This is a genomic window from Gammaproteobacteria bacterium CG11_big_fil_rev_8_21_14_0_20_46_22 (assembly GCA_002796245.1).
Classification (GTDB): domain Bacteria; phylum Pseudomonadota; class Gammaproteobacteria; order UBA12402; family UBA12402; genus 1-14-0-20-46-22.
Genome location: PCWT01000023.1, coordinates 4,219 through 22,932, shown reverse-complemented (window position 1 = coordinate 22,932; position 18,714 = coordinate 4,219). Strand labels below are relative to the sequence as shown.

The following is an 18,714-nucleotide window of genomic DNA, read 5'->3' as shown; positions in this document are numbered from 1 at the left end:
TTATAACCTCTCGGCGATTTGAAGGGCATTGAGCGCGGCGCCTTTGCGAAGATTATCGGCCACCACCCATAAATTTAAACCGCAAGGGTTATTTAAATCATTGCGGATACGGCCCACAAAAACGTCATCGCTGCCAGATGCGTCACCCACTTGTGTAGGATAGCCGCCGTCTTTTCGGCGATCGAGCACCTTGACGCCCAGTGCTTTTTTCAATCGCTCAGTGGCAAGCTCAGCGCTAACGGGAGATGCGAATCGCAAGTGCAGCACTTCGGCGTGACCATAAAACGCCGGCACCCTCACCGCGGTAGGATTAACTTCAATGGTTTCATCCGCAAAAATCTTGCGGGTTTCCCAAACCATTTTCATTTCTTCGCGCGTATAGCCATTGTCTTGAAACGCATCAATATGCGGAATCATATTAAAGGCAATTTGCTTAGGAAAAACTTTTCGCGTGTAAGACTGCATATTTAACAAGGCACGCGTTTCCATCACCAATTCATTGAGCGCATCACGCCCTGCCCCGCTGACCGATTGATACGTGGCCACATCAATACGCTCAAGTTTGGCAAGCGCACGCAAAGGGTGAATCGCCATGAGCATTTGAATAGTTGAACAGTTAGGGTTGGCGATCACACATGGTCGGACAATCGTTTTTAGACGTTCGCCATTGACCTCAGGAATCACCAAAGGCACATCATCATCGTAGCGAAAAGCGCTGGAGTTATCGATCACCGTGCAGCCCGCCTTGATCGCCTTGGACGCATATTGCTTAGCAACGGCTTCACCCGCCGAAAAAATCGCCACATCGACCAAGCTAAAATCAAAATCTTCGAGGCTTTGAACCTCAAAAGGTTTATTGCCGACATCCAAAATCTCGCCCGCTGATTGCTGGCTGGCCACCAGGTATAAAGCTTCAGGCAAAGCTTTCCGCGAGCCCAAAATATCCAGCAGGGTTTCACCCACCAGCCCGGTTGCGCCAACCACCGCTAAACGCAAACTCATTCGACTTTACTCAACGTGATGCGGCGATTTGACTGCGCCAAATCAAACAAATCACGCAAGCAAACAGAAAACATCACTGGCTCAACAACATTCGCTGCTCGCATCGCCTCAATCCGATACTGCCAGCGCTTGGCCACACGGCTGTTGGCCTCTACCCATAACGCGATCACATCTTCAGCTTTCATATCATCAGAGGGCATTTTGCGAATAATGTTCACGGCCAACATACGTTGATACGTATCCAGCTCATCACGAAACGCTGAGCGGGCCAAGGCTTGCCATTGATTATTGGTTTCGTATTCTAATAAGCGATCACGGAACCAGTTCAAGTCAAAAACATTGCCCACCTCGAAGTACATGCGCGCCACGTCTTCCAAGGGCTGCTTGCAGGCTTTAGCGGCTTCAACAATGTCCAAAGCCGCAAATTGATACGTACAGGTTGCAAACTTATGCGCCACCGATTTTGGCACACCTGAATCAATGAGTTTATCGATACGTTTTTTAAGCAAATCGCGATCTTTCTGTGGCAAAAACTTAGTCAAATTGCCAGACAACACCTGCACGGGTTCCGCGAATTGCTCCGTCATAGCCTTAATGTCCATGATGCCACGGCGGTTACGCAACAACCAACGTGTGGCACGGCGCACCAATTGATTGAGTTTTTGCATCAAAATAAACTGCACCTGGGTCGTGACTTTTAAATCAAGCTTAAAGATTTCGTCCATCATGCTCGGCTTATCAAAGACCACGAGAGCCACAGTAAAGGCACGCACCACTTGCGAAACCGAAGAGCCTGTCTCTTCACGCAGACGATTGACGAACGTCACACCCATTTCATTGACCACCGTATTCACCAATTGAGTGGCAATGATTTCACGGCGTAAGCTATGCTGTTTCATGTGGTCGCCACAGCGTTCACGCAAAATGGCGGGAAACTCAGCCTCAAGAATTTGGGAAAGGTAATCATCTTCCGGCAATTTAGAGCCCAGGATTTCAGCCTTGAGCAAGGTCTTACAATAGGAAAGTAATACCGCCAACTCTGGCGCGACAAACGATTTACCTTCAGCTTGCCGGCGACTCAAGGCTTTTGAATCGGGCAAGCCCTCCAAAGCCAAATCGATCTTTTTCGAATGAACCAAACCTGACAAATAACGCGAGTAAAGATCAAAATTAGTCCTCACACGGTTCATGGCGTAGCTGATCGCCAGCGTTTGCATGTAATTATCTTTGAGTACGAGCTCGCCCACTTCTTTAGTCATAGACGCTAAAAGCTCATTGCGCTGCTCCATGCTCATATCGCCAGCCGCCACCACTTGGTTAAGCAAAATCTTGATGTTCACCTCATGATCAGAGCAGTCAACGCCAGCAGAATTATCAATAAAATCAGTATAGATACGGCCATCATTTAAAGCATACTCTACGCGCGCCGCCTGAGTGAAACCAAGATTACCGCCCTCAGCCACAACCTTGCAACGAAGGCTTGCAGCGTTGATACGCAAGCCATCATTGGCGCGATCACCCACATCCACATGCGCCTCATGCGAAGCTTTAACGTAGGTACCAATGCCGCCATTCCACAAAAGATCGACCGGCGCTTTGAGTATCGCTTGAATCAACTCATTAGGCACCATGCTGTCTTTTCGAATATCTAACGCTTCTTTGATTTCATCGGACAGGTGAATCACTTTCGCGGCGCGATTAAAAACACCGCCGCCTTTGGAGATAAGCTCAGCATTATAATCTTCCCAGCTTGAGCGCGGCAGATTAAATAAACGCTTGCGCTCTTCATAGCTCGTCGCAGCATCTGGGTTAGGATCCAAAAAGATGTGCATGTGGTTAAAGGCGGCGATCAGGCGCGTGTGCTTAGAGCACAACATACCATTACCAAACACGTCACCCGCCATGTCACCAATACCCACCGCGGTAAAGTCTTCATGCTGGCAATCCATCCCCATTTCACGAAAATGGCGCTTAACCGACTCCCAAGCACCGCGAGCCGTAATACCCATTTTTTTATGGTCATAACCGGTTGCGCCGCCCGAAGCGAAAGCATCACCCAGCCAAAAGCCATGCGCCACTGAAATTTCATTGGCAATATCAGAGAATGTGGCCGTGCCCTTATCAGCAGCCACCACCAAATAGGTATCGTCTTCGTCGTAACGAACCACCCCTTTAGGATGAACGACTTTTTGATCGACCAAGTTATCCGTCAAATCCAAAAGCGCGCGAATAAATAGACGGTAGCAAGCCACGCCCTCACGCTGAATTTCATCACGCGTGCCATTCATCGGCAATTTCTTAGCCACAAAACCGCCCTTGGCCCCTTCTGGCACAATCTGGGCATTTTTCACCTTTTGCGCTTTCATCAAGCCCAAGACTTCAGTTCTGAAATCTTCCTGACGATCCGACCAACGCAGGCCGCCACGGGCAACACGACCACCGCGCAAATGCACACCTTCAAAGCGCGTAGAGAAGACGAAAATCTCAAACATCGGCAAAGGACGAGGCAGGTCAGGCATGATGCTTGGATCGAACTTAAAGCAGATATACGATAAAAAACGGCCTTCAGCATTCTTCTGAAAAAAGTTGGTTCTCAGCGTGGCTTTAATCGCCGCCAAGTAGCGACGCAAAATTCTGTCTTCATCTAAGTTGCTTACACCTTCAAGCGCTTCTAAAATGCGTTTTTCCAAACGTTCTAGTGCATCCTCATTGCGCTTAAGCTCAGGGTTGAAACGCAGATCAAAATACTGGCCTAGCATTTCAGTGATATCTGCGTTAAGCATCATGGTGCGGGCTAAATAATCTTGCGAAAAACTCGTACCTGCTTGCCTAAAATAGCGGGCATAGGCTCTGAACAAGTTCACCGTGCGCCAGTTCATGTTGGCATTAATGACGAGATTGTTAAACGCATCATTCTCAGCACGATCCAACCAAACAGCGGCAAATGCCCGTTGGAAATTATTACGAACCCTGGGGACATCGAAGGCTTTATCAACCTTCAACACCATATTGAAATCATTAATCCAGACACTCAGACCACCAGGCAGTCGAACCTCATGCGGCTGTTCGCCAATCACTCGAAAACCCATGTTCTCCAAGATAGGCAAGGCATCAGACAAGGGAATCGTGCTGCAACGCTGATACACTTTAAAACAAAACGCCGCTCCGTCTTCACCTGGAGGACGATAGAAATGCATACCCAAAGGCTTATCATCCGATAGCTGCTCAATATGCTCGATATCATAGACAGCCGTACGAGGATTATAGGCCTCTCTGAAACTGGCGGAAAACGCTTGGCGATACTTATTAAATAAAACAACGCCATTGGCCTCGCCAAAGTGTTCAACCAAAGCCGTGTGTAAATCGCCCACCCAAGAGCGAGAAACCTCAACCAACTTGGCCTCGAGTACTGCAGGATCAACATCAAGCTCCGCCCCTTTTTTGACGCGAATCATAAAATGAACGCGAGCCAGGACAGACTCACTAAAGGTTGTTGTAAACGTGACTTCCGTGGCACTTAAAGCCTCACCCAAAATATCACGCATTTGGTGAACCAGCGCCGTGTTGAAACTTTCACGCGGCAAGTAGACCAAACAAGAGTAAAAGCGACCATAGCTGTCTTTGCGCATAAACAGTTTGGTACGCTGACGATCTTGCAAATGAAAAATACCCATCGACAAATGCAAAAGCTCATCCGCCACTGCCTGAAACAAATCATCGCGCGGTAAGGTTTCTAAAATATTCAGCAAGTTTTTACCGGCATGACCATGCGGCGACAGGCCCGATTGCTGAAGCACTTTAGCCACTTTTAAACGTAAAAATGGAATATGCTTAGGGTTGCTGTTGTACGCAGATGAGGTGTACAAACCAATAAAACGACGCTCGCCGATAATATTGCCGGCTTTATCAAAGCGCTTAACCCCGATGTAATCCGTGTACGCTGCGCGATGAATCGTTGAACGCGTATTGGTTTTTGCAATAATCAAAATATGTGGCGATAAGGCAAGCTTTCGCGCTTCAGGCGGCATTTCAGACAAATGGCGCTGATGATTTTCGGTATGCTCACGCAAGACACCGACACCCAAACCAGGCACTGCCTCTAGGGCTTTTTTGCCGTTTTCTTCAACCAAGCAATAATCGCGACAACCAAAGAAAATGAAGTTTTCTTTTAACCAACGCAAGAAAGCCTTGGACTCAGTCACCTCAGCAGGGTCTAACGGTGGCGGATTTTGCTCCAACTCCATCAAAGACTGATCCAAGTGCTCGAGCATCGTATGCCAATCACCCACAGCCATCTGAACATCATTAAGAACCCGCGTCAGAGACTCTTCCAGACTTTTTAAAACATCAGGGTCCGTTTGACGATCCACCTCTAAATAGATGGGCGCGTCAATTAAAGAATCCTTACCATGGTAATCTTTCGCTAAAATTTCTTGAATGCGGTGGTTGGCACTACGGCGAACTTTCATGCCGCCCATGTGAATAATAAAATGAATCAAAAAACCACGTCGGTTGATTTCCATACGCACCGAATCCACCAGAAAGGGGGCATCATCGACAGCGATCTCGATCACGGTGTGAGAGGAATTCCAACCGTGCTCTTCTTGAGACGGATTAAAAGCATGGACTTTAATTTCATTTTGCTCACGCTGAAACATAAGATCAAAATGCGATAAGACTGCGCCGTATAAATCGTCAATACTACGCTCAGCCAAGTCTTCATACGCGACTGTGGAGAAATACTGTTTAGAGTACTCTATGAGCAGCTCGGCCTTTTTGGGCGGCAACTGCTCTTTAATGTGACCTGCAAGACGAGTGAGTAGCTGTCGAACACGTTTTTCTTGTTGGTAGGACATGATGGCACCTTGTTTGAGGGGTAAAAGCGTATCTTTAAGATGCGGTCTATTATATAATACCTTTGAAAGTTTGCGACTGTTTTGTCGCTTTTTTTGAATCCCGCAATAACTGAAACAAAACTATGGCTAACATCGAAAAACTTGAAAAAAAACTGCTCCACTACACCGGCAAAGCGATCGCCGACTACGCATTAATACAGCACGGAGACCGCATTCTGGTCTGCCTATCGGGTGGCAAAGACTCATACACCATGCTCTGGCTGCTCCGTAAGCTTCAATTGCGGGCAAAAATTCGCTTTGAGATCACCGCCTTCACACTAGACCAAGGCCAACCTGGCTGGCACGATGAGGGCTTGAGAAGTTGGCTGAAAAATCACCAAATCGAACACGTCATTCACAGTGAAGACACCTACTCTATCGTGACTGACAAAATACCCGAGAACAAAACCTACTGCTCTTTGTGTTCACGCCTACGCCGCGGCATCATCTATCGTTATGCCAAAGACCATGGCTTTAACAAAATCGCCCTGGGCCATCACCGCGATGACTTAATCAACACCCTACTGATGTCGATTTTTTACAATGGCGAAATCAAGTCGATGCCACCCAAACTTTTAAGCGACGACCAGTCCCACATTGTCATTCGCCCTCTGGTTTATTGCCAAGAAGCCGATATCGCCGAATTTGCAAAGCTAATGGCCTTTCCGATTATTCCGTGCAACTTATGCGGTTCACAAGAAAATTTAGCCCGCCAGCGCACCGCAGCCCTGGTCAAAGCACTTGCTAAAGACAATCCCAAAATCCCAAGCAATATTTTGCATGCGCTGGGCAGCGTCAAACCAAGCCAACTTATGGACAAAAAACTCTGGGACTTCAACACGCTTGAAGCCAAGCAGGATCAACCCGCCGAAGCCACAGAGTTTCCCTTGGTGTTCATGAAACGCGAGCCCGCGCCTTCAGAAAATTAGGTAAGGCGCGCAAAGAGCATCAAACCACCAGAGATCAGCATCCCACCAAAAGCCCACCAAATCGGTGCGGCAGGCGACATATTCGCAGCGAAGCCACTGAAAAACGTAGTCACACCAAAAGATAGCGCCATGATGGCATTCGTCACCCCCATGACCCAACCTTGCTCAGACTCACTGACCAAATTTGAAAACGCTGTGATCAACAAAGAATAGGCTGTCGCGACAGTAACACCAATGAAAAAGGTCAACACCCACGCCGCAAGATGATAAGGCAACACAATCGTCAGCAATGAAAACAAACTCGCCAAAACCAACATGACCAAAATCGTGCGGCGCATATCAAAACGATTAGCACACCAATCGACAATCACAGCAAACCCCACACTAAAGCCCACAGCCATCACCGCCATAAACAAGGAGACACGCAACGGCGTGTAATGATAGGCACGCAACAAAAATTGAGAAATGAAGCCAAAGTATTCGCCCCAGCCCGAGATAAAAATCAAAAGGATTAACGATAAGTAACGAATTTTTTTATGTCTAAACGCCTCAATAAAGATTTGAATCGCGTAGTGCAAGCGTATACGCAAACGTTCGGTATTGATATGTGTTTCTTTAAATGATAGCGCGAGCACAGCCATGTTAGCCAAAGACAACACAGCGGCGACGTACATCGGTGTTGAGAAATGAAACCATGACACCAAGTTCGTATCGGAGAAAAACCCTCCGAGCAAAGGACCCAGCACAAAGCCCAAAGATACCGCCAGCAACACCAAACCGATGTTTCTAGCCTTATGCTTTTCACTGCTCATATCAACCACAGCCGCTTGCGCAATAGGCTGACTACCCGCTGTGAAACCTGCAATCACACGACCAACAATAAGGATGGCCACGCTATGAAATACAAACGCAAGGCCCGACAAGCCATAACCAATCGCCGCACCGAACAGGCAAATCAGCAATGATTTTTTACGACCCAAGGTATCAGAAATATCACCCAGAATCGCCGCGCCAAAAAACCAAGCAATCATGTAAATACCAATGACCACACCATAGAGCAGCTCGCGCATAAAGCTTGAAGTGTTCGCGGCTAAAAAGCTTGAGTGCACATCAATAAACATACTGCTCAAAATGGGAAACAAAATCCCAAGACCCATACTATCGATGGCTATGACCAAGAACAAAGGCAACATGCCAAGCAAGCGGTCTTTTTGCATTGTTTTATTCCTTAAATGAAGTTTGCCAAGCCGAACGGCCACGCAAATAAGAAAGCTTTAAATCACTGGCAGACACTCTAGGCGCTTGTTGCGCAAGACTGAGAAGATCGTCTGCTAGGATGGTGATAGGAAGTGCATTGTGTGTTTTTTCATCCAAAGTGTCAAGCCCATTACCCACACACAGACAATCTGGCAGCAGCAGGTCTTGTGGCTTAAGCAAACAATCAGCCTGAACCGGCTGCATAATACCCGCCTTTTGCCTATAGTGGCCAACATAAAGCTCACCCATATACGCATTCAAACACACCGCCACTTCCTCAGCCCCATAGGTGCGGTAAGCCGCCTGCGCTAACAACTGCAAGGTAGAGAATGTCGCAATCGGCAGCTTCAAGGCATACGCAATGGATTGGCAAAAAGACGCCGCCAAACGCAAACCCACAAAACTGCCTGGCCCATGGGACATGGCTAAAGCATCCAGCGAAGTTAAAGAAAGATTGGCCTGCTTGAGCAAGCCATCAACCTTAGGCAATAACTGGCGCGTTTGCTCGCGTGGCTCATGAATGCTTGCAGAAAATTGTTGGCCGTTCACGCTCAATACAACCAGAGTGTCTTGATACGCAGTGTGCAGCGCTAATAGATTCATTCGTGATCTATACCGAGATCACTAAGCTCTGAGCCAGCATCTTCAAGGTATTGAATTTTGTTTTTCACTTCATCCCAATCGTGAGCATCTGAAGGCGGATCTTTACGCTCAGTAATATTCGGCCATTTTTCAGATAGGCGCCGATTAAGATCCACATACTTCTGATATTTTTCTGGCAAATCATCTTCAGAGACAATCGCCTCAACGGGGCACTCTGGTTCGCACAAAGCGCAATCAATACACTCTTCTGGGTTGATCACCAACATATTGGGGCCTTCGTAAAAGCAATCCACCGGGCAAACTTCAACACAATCAGTGTATTTACATTTAATGCAGGACTCTAAAACGATAAACGCCATGACGCTTCACTCAATCATTAGTCATTAAAAAAACGCGATTATGCCGGGTTCACAGTGGAAAGTCCACATAGCTCAAATAGCAAAAAACCGCCGATGCACAAGGCAGTCGGCGGCTATGACAATTATTTCAAGCAACCTTAATTGGCGGTTAAACCTGATAATTAGTGATCCTGGTCTTGATCATCTTGATCATCCTGGTCCGCGTTATCAGGCGAGCCCGTTGTGGCTTGCGCTGTTTGCGAAGACTGACTGCCAGACACTGAAGCGCCCGTCGTGCTAGCAGGCTGAGCTGTGGCTTGAGTCGCTTGTGTCGCGGCAGGCATTGTGGTCGTTTGCGCTGCTTGAGCAGGCTGTGTTGTTGCCGGCATCGCCGTTGCAGGTGACGCTGCCTGCACAGTGGCTTGCGCACCTTGAGGCACTTGAGCCGACGAAGATGATGTTGCCGTTGTGGCTGCAGGTTGCGCCGTTGCCATTGCAGTCGTATTTGCAGGTGCCGTTTGTGATTGCGTTGCTGCTGGCATAGTCTGCGAAGCCGGAATTTGGCTTTGCTTATCACCACCCATTTTACAGGCAGCCAAGACAACACCCGCGACCAAAATAGTCATGATTGCAATTAATTTTTTCATCACACTTCCCTTTCGTTGATTTAGACATGTCGGGTTATTCGCTAACCCGAAAGCCACCTTAACAAAAGCCAGAAAAGATTTAAAGAGCTGCCTAGGATCTCTTTACAATTTATTTTAATGAATTGTAAACAGACCCTATTGTTTTCTCTCAGCCTGAAACATCAACCAATGCTTTAAAGCGATCGATGGGATAGGCGCCGGCAAGTTTGGCTCGCCACACAGCGATAAAATGTCTTGCATGGGCACACGCTGTCCTTTCTTAATAAAAGCCCCCTGAACCAAGGCAATGGCGTGCGTTTTACCACAAATAATAAAGCGCTGTTCCATATAGATATTCCGCTCATCCCAGGTCATCAGCCGTGTTTTCAGCCGCACTTTTGCAAACGGCTTGATGGCCTTAATATATTTAATATCCACACCTGTCACCACCGGCTGCCAGCGCTCTTTAAACACCGTTTGCAAGAGATTTTTCTTAGTGCCCGTCAAGTAAATACGGCCCAAATCGAGAAACGACAAATAACGCGAGTTAGTCATGTGAAAATTGATGTCGCAATCCGTGGGTAACACACGAAAATACAAACTTGCAGCACGTAATACAGGGGTTTTCTTGCACAGAAAAGCACGGAAAATAGTAATGATCAAGCGGAAAATTAAATTCATGTTTCATCAATCAGGCAGTGGACGATAAGCGCTAGCTTACCGCCCAAACTGTCAAAACATCAAGACCTTCTTGAAGGTGTAAAAGCAATCAAGCGGTAATCGATGAGGTCAGCCAGATAAAAAGGATCTTGCTCCACCCAGTCTTTGCACGCTAACTGATCATCCATATCAACAATAATCACCCCACCACTACGGTCAGGCTTTGGCCCAGACGCCACCAAGAAACCTTGCGAAAACGCTTTTGCCAAAAAGTCTTTGTGCTCATCAATGTATTGATCAACCAATGCAAGCGATTGTTTATACGTTAATTCAACGACGAACATTAGAACACCTCCTTGGCCACACGCAGAGCATTGCTCACTCGCGCAAAGCCGGCGTACAAGCTCACCTGCAAGATAGCCTCCACACATTCATCTTTTGTCGCACCACAGCTTAGCGCAGCTTCAATATGTGCACATAATTGCCCTGGCATATCACCTAAAGCTGCGCACAGCGAAATCACAATCAACTCGCGCGTTTTAATATCCAAATTCGGGCGATTAAAAATCATCCCAAAACCAATCTCAGCGTTCATATCCGCAAAGTCTGGGCAAATATCACTGGTCGCGGCGACCAAGGCATCGCCTGCGTGCGCACCGTGTAATTGTTTAAACAGCTCATAACCTGCTTCTAAACGTGTTTTCATTTTCTTTCTCCTCATCATTAAAAGACATGCGCAGCTTAACTGTTTTGTTTTTTGATGATAATATACCAAAATCGAACAACTTTATTCTGAATATCAAAACAATGATTGAGAAGCTAAAAACCTTTATTGCCGTTGTTGAGCAGCACAGTTTTGCCAAAGCCGCCAAAAAGCTCAACCTTTCTCGGGCCAGTGTGACACGGCACATTCAAGAGCTCGAAGACGAATTTCAGGTCACGCTACTGATTCGCAGCACGCGCCACTTAAGCTTAAGCGAACACGGCGAGAGTTTTCAGCAGTATGCACTGGAGATGCTTTCACTGCATAAAGAAGCACTCGACGCGATCCAGCAAAAACAAAATCGCATAGAAGGGAATCTAAAAATTGGCTTACCCGCCTCCATCTTAGATCGCTTTACCGAAAGCCTAATGGCCCCCATCATCCATGACTATCCCGGGTTATCGATTGAAATTATCCAAGGCAATCATCTACACGATTTACTCAGCAGCCAATTTGATATCGTCATTCACTGCGGCCCCCTACCGGACATCAATGCCTATTATGAAAAAATTGCCGATTGGCAAATCATACTGTGTGCAGCGCCCACTTACTTAAAGCAACACGGCACGCCCAGGCAAGTCAAAGCACTCGAAAAACATGTGCTATTGGATCATGCTGACAACCACACCGGTTGCTGGCGGCTCAAGCATGAAACCGTGGCCGTTAACAGTCGACTTCGCATCAACAGTAGTACCGCACTCAGAAGTCTTGCAGAACAAGGCCTTGGCATTGCTTATCTTCCAAGCTTTACAGTCGCTCAAGCTATCGAATGTGGCACACTCAAACCCCTACTGCCCTCAAGCTGGCGAGATCCAATGGCCATTTACGCCCTCTACCCTGAAAAAAAACGTCATCACAAAAAAATACGAATCATTGTGGACACATTAAAAAACGCGTTACAGAAAGGCTAGGCAACCTCCTTAAAGTCTCGGTAGGAGCGAAAAACAAGAGAATCGAGCAAAAACATTGGAAGGTTTGAGGCGAATATTGAACGTATTTAACGAGAAGCTTCAGCTATTTTTACTGATTTTACTTGTTTTGCAGCCCAGCGACGACTTTAGGGAGGTTGCCTAGGAAAGCAGGAAATATTTAATTTCTGAAGCAAGTTGTTATACTTGCCTATCTAACAACTAAAGGAGTAAGCATCACCATGCCAATCAAGGCCAAACCCGACCAATATCACACGATCACGCCCTACATTGTTGTTGAAGACGCCGAACCTTATATAGAATTCTTAAGCCGTGCTTTTGCGGCACAGCATACGGAGTGTGTTCGCCATCCTGACGGTAAAATTGGCCACGCCGAAGTAAGAATCGATGATTCAACCCTCATGATTGGTTCTAAAGAAAATGCCGCGCCACCGTCTAATTTGTTTTACTTGTATGTTGATGACACGGATGCGGCCTACGAAAAAGCGCTAAGCTGTGGCGCAAAGTCATTAATGGAGCCCAAAAACCAATTTTACGGCGACCGAAATGCGCTCATTGAGGATCCCTTTGGCATTCAATGGTGCATTGCGACACACGTTGAAGACGTGGGCAAAGAAGAGCTCGACCAGCGCTCAAAAGCCTACTACGAAGAAAAGAATAAAGCCTGACAATACGTGCAAGCCAGCCGGGGCTACCCAGCCGGCTCAGCTCAACGGCTTATTGACTGTTTGCCGCAACAAACTGATCACTGGCATCGCCGGCATAGACTTCACCGCCGGCTAAAGCAAGCCTCTTAACCGGTGCGCCTTTCTTCAAATCCAACTTGCTTAAATCGACCCAGAACACATTCGGGCGGTTTGTATTTTGAAAGTAGTACACCCCGTCTTTCAAATCTGCCACGCTCACCCACAAAGTTGGCGCAATATTCGGGTGGTCTTTTGAGGCGCGCGCACCATACGGGGTTGAAACATTGCGAATAATTGAAAACACCGTTGCCAAGGCCATTTGTGTATTGTTCGTTTGTGGCGCCTCACCCAAATAATAACTGGCGCGCACATAGCGATCTTCAGGCCGCGTGGTGCCCGGCAAAAAACTACCTTTCAAGCTTTGCCAATAATCATTCAGAGCAAGTTGTTGATCATAGTCCGGCTCATTGGTCATAACCTTGTATTGCTTACCATGATGTATGATTAATTTGCCGTGAACATACTCAAAAATCGCATTATCACCGCTTTTATCCGTCAGAGCCAAATGCACAGAAGGGTAATGATTACCCGGCAACATGGGCGCGAGCATATTAAATTTTTTCTTGGAAAAATCTTTTACCGCCTGATCAACCGTGGCGTAATTATCCAGCATGTACTGCACCCAATTGAGCACATCTAAATTAGGAAGGCCCGACTTATTCGCGGGAAATTGCGTGTTAGCCAAATACAACAAATTGGCATCAAGCCCCGCAGTATTCATACCATCGGCGGTGCCCATATCATAAACAGCAGCCACAACACTACCATAGCGTGACGTCCACTTTAGCGGATGCGGGCCAGTGGCGCCAACGCGGTGAAGACCGGCCGGTAAAGCCCACAAATTGGTCTGCACATCGCTCATCCAATCCATGGATCGCCCGGTGATGACCAGGTTATTTTGACCCGTGTACGTAAAGCGACTGCAGGCTTGCGACTGAAATGACAGGGCCGCCAAGCCGATACCAGCCAGCGCCAAACAAGATAAACGAAACTTTTTCATAAAAACCACCTCCTTGTGACAGTATTTGCATAGCGATTATGCCCAAAAAAAAGACTTAACGACAGCAATAAACCTGTGTGCCAGCGTTAGCCTGCTATTCGCAATTGCTGCGTTGTTCATTATAATGGGCGCTCAAAAAATTCAGCCTGGGAAATCATCATGAGTAACCTATCAAAAGCACTGGCTTATTACCAAGCCATCTTAGCCCTGCCCGCCTGGTGGATCACCATCATCTTGAAAAATCTAGAAGGCATCGACCCAAGCTTTGAACCAGTAAAGTTTAATCCCTTCAAGAAATAGCAAGACGCTTAGGCAGCGCCACAAACCTTTACAAGATCCGAGACGGCACTACTGATCATGCAATCAAAGCTAAGAGACAGCTTACTAAAAATCCATGGCGACAAGGCTCAGCTTTGGCTTGATTCTTTATCTAACTTATTAAGCCTACTCTCAGAAAAATGGCAGCTCTCTATCGAATCAGAATTCCCGCACCTAAATTACAACTACATTTTAAATGTGCGCTTAGCCAATGACGAGCCTGCAATTTTAAAATGCAACGTACCGAATCATGAGTTAAGCACAGAGATCTTAGCCTTGAAGCATTTTGATGGTAAAGCTGCCATACGTTTGCTGAAAGCCGATGAAGAACTAGGCGCTGTCTTACTAGAACAGGCGGTGCCCGGAGTCCGCCTTAACAAACTAGACAATGAAGATGATGCCACAAAGATTTTTGCTCTGCTGATGCCAAGCTTGCACCAGCCGACAAACAACAAAGAGGGCTTTCCTACCGTAAACCATTGGTTTGAAGGGTTTAAGCGCCACACTCATCCATTCAAAGGCAAAAAAAGCCCATTGGATATTTCATTAATTGATCATGCTAGCAAAGTCGGTAACGAGTTGCTGGGCTCAATGGGCGAACTGGTTTTATTACACGGTGATTTACACCATGAAAACATCTTATCCGCAACACGCGAGCCCTGGCTGGCCATTGATCCCAAAGGTGTTATTGGTGAACGTGCGTATGAAGTAGGCGCGTTCATGCGAAACCCCATCTCGACCTTGCTCACCAAAAAAATATTATCAAGACGCTTGGACGTATTAGCTGAGCTCACAGGTTTTGACAGAAAGCGCCTATGGGGCTGGTCATTTTCTCAGGCCGTATTAGCCGCGATTTGGCGCTCAGACGATATGGGCAGCGGCTTTGAACCGTTCATCGAATGCGCGCGTCATTTAAAGCAGATCACTGATTGGTAGTTTAAAGAGAAAAGTCGCGGGGTATCACGCCCCAGCCGACATCACTTAGGAGCACTTCAAACGGGCGAACCTGTTTTACTTCGTTGACAATGGAGAAAATAAAGAAGCCTATCAAAGCGCCAGAAGAAACAGCAACGAAACACACCCCTGACAACGTGCCAGGTTATAAACACTTTAAAAAATCACATTACCCCGAAGGCAAACACTAACTCCGAAAGAACAATCGATAAATGGCAGCTTTGCTATTCATTTAATATATCAACCAAATTCTCTAGAGCATAAGCCAAAGGCAGTAATGTAAAATTATCTTTATATTCTTGTTCATGGCCACCATAAACCACATAACATTTTGCTTCGGGATAGTCTTTTTTAAACGCTTTTAAACCACTTAAATCAGAACGATTAATTTTAGAAGAACGCTTTATTTCAAAAGCAAAAAACCCTTTTTCACCATACAAAACAAAGTCCACCTCTTTACCGTCACTTGTTCGCCAATAGTTAACTTGATAAGCAAGGCTAAAATAATCATTAATGGCCCTTATGTGTTGCAAGAAAACCGTTTCAAGTGCAGCGCCATCAATCTCTTCTGGCGAATCGAGCAACCCACGTGGACGAACAGCACGATAAACCCCGACATCAAACAAATAAAATTTAGGGTGCTGAATCAAGCGACGTTTTGCACGCCGAGTGAATGCAGGCAAATGAAAGCTCATCAGCAAATCATCAAGCAGTGAGAAATAATTTGCGACCGTTTTTTGTTTAACAGCACAGTCGCGCGCAACATCTGACACATTCAAGACATTACCTTGAACCAAACTCGCACTTTGTAAAAATCGCGCAAAACCTTCTAAATTACGCACCAAACTTTCTTGCAAAATCTCCTCATAGAGATAGGTTGAAATATAGCCCTGCAAGAACTCATCTGGGTCATCGCTCAAATATGCCTCCGGCAAGCCGCCTACCGATAAATATTTTTTAGCGTCGAATGCATCACCCAACTCAGCTGCAATTAAAGGGTACAGATGATAGGTGCGCGCTCGACCCGCTAATAAGTTGACCTCTTTTTGTTTTAATTTTCTGGCACTTGATCCTATTAAAACAAATTTATATCCATAAGTTTCAATCAAGCGATGCACTTCATCCAAAATACTCGGCACCTTTTGAACTTCATCTAAAACAATCCAGCCGCTAAAATCTTTAGGAATCGATTTTTCCAACTCACCAGGATCAGCTAAAAACACATTGCGCCATTTTGCTTTCAGCAAATCAAAGTACAGGGCATCAGGTAAATTGCTTTTTAACCATTGTGTTTTGCCAGAGCCTCGTGGCCCAAACAAAAAAAAGCTTTTATTAAATGTTAAAGGTTTCTGCAGGTTTCTCGTAAACATAGGCAAAACTCTCAATAGCAATAATCCTGTGTTTTAGTATTGCTAATGCTAAAATACAGCGTTTTTAGGCTCCAATAGATCAAAAATACACACTAATTGCAATGGCCTCTAGGAGCCAAAAACCTCCCCACCCCCTGCTTGTCATAAAATATACTTATTAAATTCAATAAGATACGAATACTAATTCTCCAGCCGACTACTTTTCAAATACGGATTGGACGGAGTTACGATAAGAATTGGACGCTACTCTAATCGCGATCAGACGGCGGCTTAATCGAAATTGGACGGTAAAAAATCGCATGAATTTTTACTAAAAATACCGGCACAAATGCTGCCCAAAAAATACAACCCTATCTGGCGATATGCGAGCAATAACAAAAAGCTATTTAACTATTTGCCCTGAGAAAAATCCTCAAGCCCCTTAACATACAAGGCCAGGGACTTTAGCTCTTCCGGGGCTTTTTCTATAGAAACATTCTTTAACAAAGAAACCTTTAAAAACCTCTTAATAACCTTGCTCGGCGCAAGCTTATTATGGCCAATGTGTTTATAGAGAAGAAGAAACTCGTGCAAAAACAAAGCCGATTCGTATTGTGTGGTTGAGGAATGTGCCCCCACATTTGGGAAAGAGCCTCTATTGATTAATAAAAGAAATGGTGCCCGGGGCCGGACTCGAACCGGCACGAGTTATTCACTCGAGGGATTGTAAGTCGGTCTTTTAAAAAACAGAGGGCTGATAACCTCTTGATTTTTAAATATTTTTTAACCCGTGACGATAAAGGAAAATCCGCATTTGACCGCAACAAACTGCAACCGGCTCCCTCAAAAGTCCCGCAACACCATTTTCCCACCTACACTTGATATTTATTAAATAATGTCACATAATGACATTATCTTATAAATATTGAGATTTATATGAACTCAAAACTACTTCAGCAACTCATCAATTGGCCTCACTGCTTCATCTCTGGCACCGAGTTGAAAGCCATGCTAATGGGTACTGAAGATGCCAGAAGAGCTGTTATCAAACGAGCGGTACATGAAGGTTATCTTCAGCGACTTAGACGAGACTATTACCTCATTCGTAATATTACCAATAAACCAATGATCAATATGTTTGAATTAGCCCAGCTTATTTATGGCCCCTCTTACATTAGCTTTGAATCCGCATTGAGTTATCACAACTGGATTCCCGAAAGAGTCTCTACCACTTGTAGCGCCACAATTAAACAAAGTAAATCATTTAACACACCAGTCGGAGAATTTAGCTTCGAAAAAATTCCGAATGACTCATTTAAGCTAGGTGTTGCTTATACAAAAGAAGAAAATACAAGATACCTAATGGCTGATCCTTGGAAAGCCATTGCGGACATGATTTACTGCCGAAAAAAAAGGTGGGAATCAATCAACGACTTGATGTTTGATTTACGTATTGAAGAAGCGTGTATTAAAAACCATAAACTAGGTTTGTTGGCTGAACTCAGCAACCTATATCCTCACAAATTTACAAGACAAACTTTGCAGATTTTTTTTAAGGAACTAAAAAAATGACACTAGACATTATTAACGATCGACTTAAGACTTATACCATCGAGACGAAGCAAGCTGAACTCAATGCCCTTAAAGAAATTAGCCAAGAAGTGGCTTTAGCAGGCCTTGCACGTGCTGGCTTCTTTAAACACGCCCTATTTCAGGGGGGAACTTGTCTTCGCATTATTCATGGCTTAAAAAGATTTTCTGAAGACCTCGACTTCATTCTTAATACACCTAATCAATCATTTAAATGGGAACCCTATTTAGCGGCCATTAAAACAGAATTTGAAGCTTTCGGTTTGTCGCTATCTGTCACCGATCGAGCTAAAGCTTCTGATACGGTAAAAAAAGCCTTTCTCAAAGAGAACTCTTTTGGGAAAGTATTAAACCTGCATTATGAAAGAACGCGTTCCGATACACAGACCATCAATATTAAATTAGAAATAGATACTAATCCGCCAGCAGGATCAATTCCTGAAACGCATGTTTTGGACTACCCCTACCCTTTGCCCGTTATTACGCAGGATTTACCTAGCTTATTTGCTGGCAAATGCCATGCATTATTATGCAGAAAATACATTAAAGGAAGAGACTGGTTTGACTTCACTTGGTATATCCAACAAAAAATTCAGCCAAATTATACCTTTTTAAAAAATGCGCTTAAGCAATACGGCCCTTACCAAGAGCAGGTGCTTAACATTTCACAGGAATGGCTAAGCAATGCGCTTTCTAAAAAAATTGAATCCTTAAACTGGCCAGCCGTTGCAAACGATGTGAAGCCATTCTTGCCA

18 protein-coding genes are annotated in these 18,714 nt (G+C 45.5%); 6 read left to right on the top strand and 12 right to left on the bottom strand.

The genetic code is table 11. The annotated features are described in order from the left end of the window. Positions 1 to 1,002 (bottom strand): aspartate-semialdehyde dehydrogenase, encoded by a 1,002-nt coding sequence (locus tag COV52_02460; GenBank protein PIR11643.1) that lies wholly within the window; start codon positions 1,000 to 1,002, stop codon positions 1 to 3. Next, positions 999 to 5,858 (bottom strand): NAD-glutamate dehydrogenase, encoded by a 4,860-nt coding sequence (locus COV52_02455; GenBank protein PIR11642.1) that lies wholly within the window; start codon positions 5,856 to 5,858, stop codon positions 999 to 1,001. Before COV52_02455 ends, COV52_02460 begins: the two co-directional genes overlap by 4 nt. A gap of 122 nt (positions 5,859 to 5,980) precedes the next feature. Between COV52_02455 and COV52_02450 the strand changes: the two genes are divergently transcribed. After that, the gene (locus COV52_02450; protein ID PIR11641.1) at positions 5,981 to 6,826 is read left to right on the top strand and encodes a tRNA 2-thiocytidine(32) synthetase TtcA; all 846 of its coding nucleotides are present in this window, start codon (positions 5,981 to 5,983) and stop codon (positions 6,824 to 6,826) included. Here the strand turns inward: COV52_02450 and COV52_02445 are convergent. The 7 genes from COV52_02445 to COV52_02415 all read right to left on the bottom strand — a co-directional run bounded on the left by COV52_02445 (position 6,823) and on the right by COV52_02415 (position 11,034). Then, positions 6,823 to 8,043: an MFS transporter gene (locus tag COV52_02445; GenBank protein PIR11640.1), complete on the bottom strand. Its 1,221-nt coding sequence runs from the start codon at positions 8,041 to 8,043 to the stop codon at positions 6,823 to 6,825. The genes COV52_02450 and COV52_02445 overlap by 4 nt on opposite strands. Before the next feature lie 4 nt (positions 8,044 to 8,047). Next, positions 8,048 to 8,686, bottom strand: a complete 639-nt coding sequence (tsaB, locus tag COV52_02440; GenBank protein ID PIR11639.1) for a tRNA (adenosine(37)-N6)-threonylcarbamoyltransferase complex dimerization subunit type 1 TsaB — start codon at positions 8,684 to 8,686, stop codon at positions 8,048 to 8,050. Beyond that, complete coding sequence (locus COV52_02435) at positions 8,683 to 9,045, bottom strand: ferredoxin (GenBank protein ID PIR11638.1); 363 nt, start codon at positions 9,043 to 9,045, stop codon at positions 8,683 to 8,685. Before COV52_02435 ends, tsaB begins: the two co-directional genes overlap by 4 nt. 161 nt (positions 9,046 to 9,206) lie before the next feature. Then, entirely contained in the window at positions 9,207 to 9,671 is a 465-nt protein-coding gene (locus COV52_02430) for a hypothetical protein (GenBank protein PIR11637.1), read from the bottom strand. Positions 9,672 to 9,806: 135 nt separating this feature from the next. After that, the gene (locus COV52_02425; protein ID PIR11636.1) at positions 9,807 to 10,331 is read right to left on the bottom strand and encodes a thioesterase; all 525 of its coding nucleotides are present in this window, start codon (positions 10,329 to 10,331) and stop codon (positions 9,807 to 9,809) included. A 59-nt stretch (positions 10,332 to 10,390) separates the two neighbouring features. After that, positions 10,391 to 10,741, bottom strand: a complete 351-nt coding sequence (locus COV52_02420; GenBank protein PIR11635.1) for a GTP cyclohydrolase — start codon at positions 10,739 to 10,741, stop codon at positions 10,391 to 10,393. Continuing rightward, on the bottom strand, positions 10,654 to 11,034 hold the full coding sequence (locus COV52_02415) for a carboxymuconolactone decarboxylase (GenBank protein PIR11634.1): 381 nt from the start codon (positions 11,032 to 11,034) through the stop codon (positions 10,654 to 10,656). Before COV52_02415 ends, COV52_02420 begins: the two co-directional genes overlap by 88 nt. Positions 11,035 to 11,042: 8 nt before the next feature. Between COV52_02415 and COV52_02410 the strand changes: the two genes are divergently transcribed. Continuing rightward, entirely contained in the window at positions 11,043 to 11,984 is a 942-nt protein-coding gene (locus tag COV52_02410; GenBank protein PIR11633.1) for a hypothetical protein, read from the top strand. Between the two features lie 239 nt (positions 11,985 to 12,223). Further along, entirely contained in the window at positions 12,224 to 12,670 is a 447-nt protein-coding gene (locus COV52_02405; protein ID PIR11632.1) for a glyoxalase, read from the top strand. Positions 12,671 to 12,719: 49 nt separating this feature from the next. Here the strand turns inward: COV52_02405 and COV52_02400 are convergent, their stop codons facing one another. After that, a complete protein-coding gene (locus COV52_02400; GenBank protein ID PIR11631.1) occupies positions 12,720 to 13,748 on the bottom strand; it encodes a choloylglycine hydrolase in 1,029 nt (342 codons plus the stop codon). Between the two features lie 357 nt (positions 13,749 to 14,105). Here COV52_02400 and COV52_02395 point away from each other — a divergent pair, with 357 nt between their 5' ends. Next, positions 14,106 to 15,002, top strand: a complete 897-nt coding sequence (locus COV52_02395) for an aminoglycoside resistance protein (GenBank protein PIR11630.1) — start codon at positions 14,106 to 14,108, stop codon at positions 15,000 to 15,002. Positions 15,003 to 15,244: 242 nt separating this feature from the next. On the opposite strand, the gene COV52_02390 is transcribed toward COV52_02395, so the two are convergent. Together COV52_02390 and COV52_02385 are read right to left on the bottom strand one after the other, a co-directional pair. Further along, positions 15,245 to 16,390, bottom strand: coding sequence for an ATPase (locus COV52_02390; GenBank protein PIR11629.1), 1,146 nt, complete (start codon positions 16,388 to 16,390; stop codon positions 15,245 to 15,247). Positions 16,391 to 16,780: 390 nt separating this feature from the next. Beyond that, positions 16,781 to 17,008 carry a hypothetical protein gene (locus COV52_02385; GenBank protein ID PIR11628.1) on the bottom strand — a complete coding sequence of 76 codons (228 nt, stop codon included), beginning with the start codon at positions 17,006 to 17,008 and terminating at the stop codon, positions 16,781 to 16,783. A gap of 297 nt (positions 17,009 to 17,305) precedes the next feature. Between COV52_02385 and COV52_02380 the strand changes: the two genes are divergently transcribed. Together COV52_02380 and COV52_02375 are read left to right on the top strand one after the other, a co-directional pair. Further along, positions 17,306 to 17,941: a hypothetical protein gene (locus COV52_02380; protein PIR11627.1), complete on the top strand. Its 636-nt coding sequence runs from the start codon at positions 17,306 to 17,308 to the stop codon at positions 17,939 to 17,941. Further along, positions 17,938 to 18,714, top strand: a 777-nt coding sequence (locus COV52_02375; GenBank protein ID PIR11626.1) for a hypothetical protein, incomplete at its 3' end; no start/stop codon positions are given. The genes COV52_02380 and COV52_02375, both read left to right, overlap by 4 nt.

Coding starts and splice junctions, on each gene's coding strand:
- COV52_02460 (PIR11643.1), bottom strand. CDS start 1,002: ATGAGTTTGCGTTTAGCGGTGGTTGGCGCAACCGGGCTGGTGGGTGAA.
- COV52_02455 (PIR11642.1), bottom strand. CDS start 5,858: ATGTCCTACCAACAAGAAAAACGTGTTCGACAGCTACTCACTCGTCTT.
- COV52_02450 (PIR11641.1), top strand. CDS start 5,981: ATGGCTAACATCGAAAAACTTGAAAAAAAACTGCTCCACTACACCGGC.
- COV52_02445 (PIR11640.1), bottom strand. CDS start 8,043: ATGCAAAAAGACCGCTTGCTTGGCATGTTGCCTTTGTTCTTGGTCATA.
- tsaB (PIR11639.1), bottom strand. CDS start 8,686: ATGAATCTATTAGCGCTGCACACTGCGTATCAAGACACTCTGGTTGTA.
- COV52_02435 (PIR11638.1), bottom strand. CDS start 9,045: ATGGCGTTTATCGTTTTAGAGTCCTGCATTAAATGTAAATACACTGAT.
- COV52_02430 (PIR11637.1), bottom strand. CDS start 9,671: ATGAAAAAATTAATTGCAATCATGACTATTTTGGTCGCGGGTGTTGTC.
- COV52_02425 (PIR11636.1), bottom strand. CDS start 10,331: ATGAATTTAATTTTCCGCTTGATCATTACTATTTTCCGTGCTTTTCTG.
- COV52_02420 (PIR11635.1), bottom strand. CDS start 10,741: ATGTGTGGAGGCTATCTTGCAGGTGAGCTTGTACGCCGGCTTTGCGCG.
- COV52_02415 (PIR11634.1), bottom strand. CDS start 11,034: ATGATGAGGAGAAAGAAAATGAAAACACGTTTAGAAGCAGGTTATGAG.
- COV52_02410 (PIR11633.1), top strand. CDS start 11,043: ATGCGCAGCTTAACTGTTTTGTTTTTTGATGATAATATACCAAAATCG.
- COV52_02405 (PIR11632.1), top strand. CDS start 12,224: ATGCCAATCAAGGCCAAACCCGACCAATATCACACGATCACGCCCTAC.
- COV52_02400 (PIR11631.1), bottom strand. CDS start 13,748: ATGAAAAAGTTTCGTTTATCTTGTTTGGCGCTGGCTGGTATCGGCTTG.
- COV52_02395 (PIR11630.1), top strand. CDS start 14,106: ATGCAATCAAAGCTAAGAGACAGCTTACTAAAAATCCATGGCGACAAG.
- COV52_02390 (PIR11629.1), bottom strand. CDS start 16,390: ATGTTTACGAGAAACCTGCAGAAACCTTTAACATTTAATAAAAGCTTT.
- COV52_02380 (PIR11627.1), top strand. CDS start 17,306: ATGAACTCAAAACTACTTCAGCAACTCATCAATTGGCCTCACTGCTTC.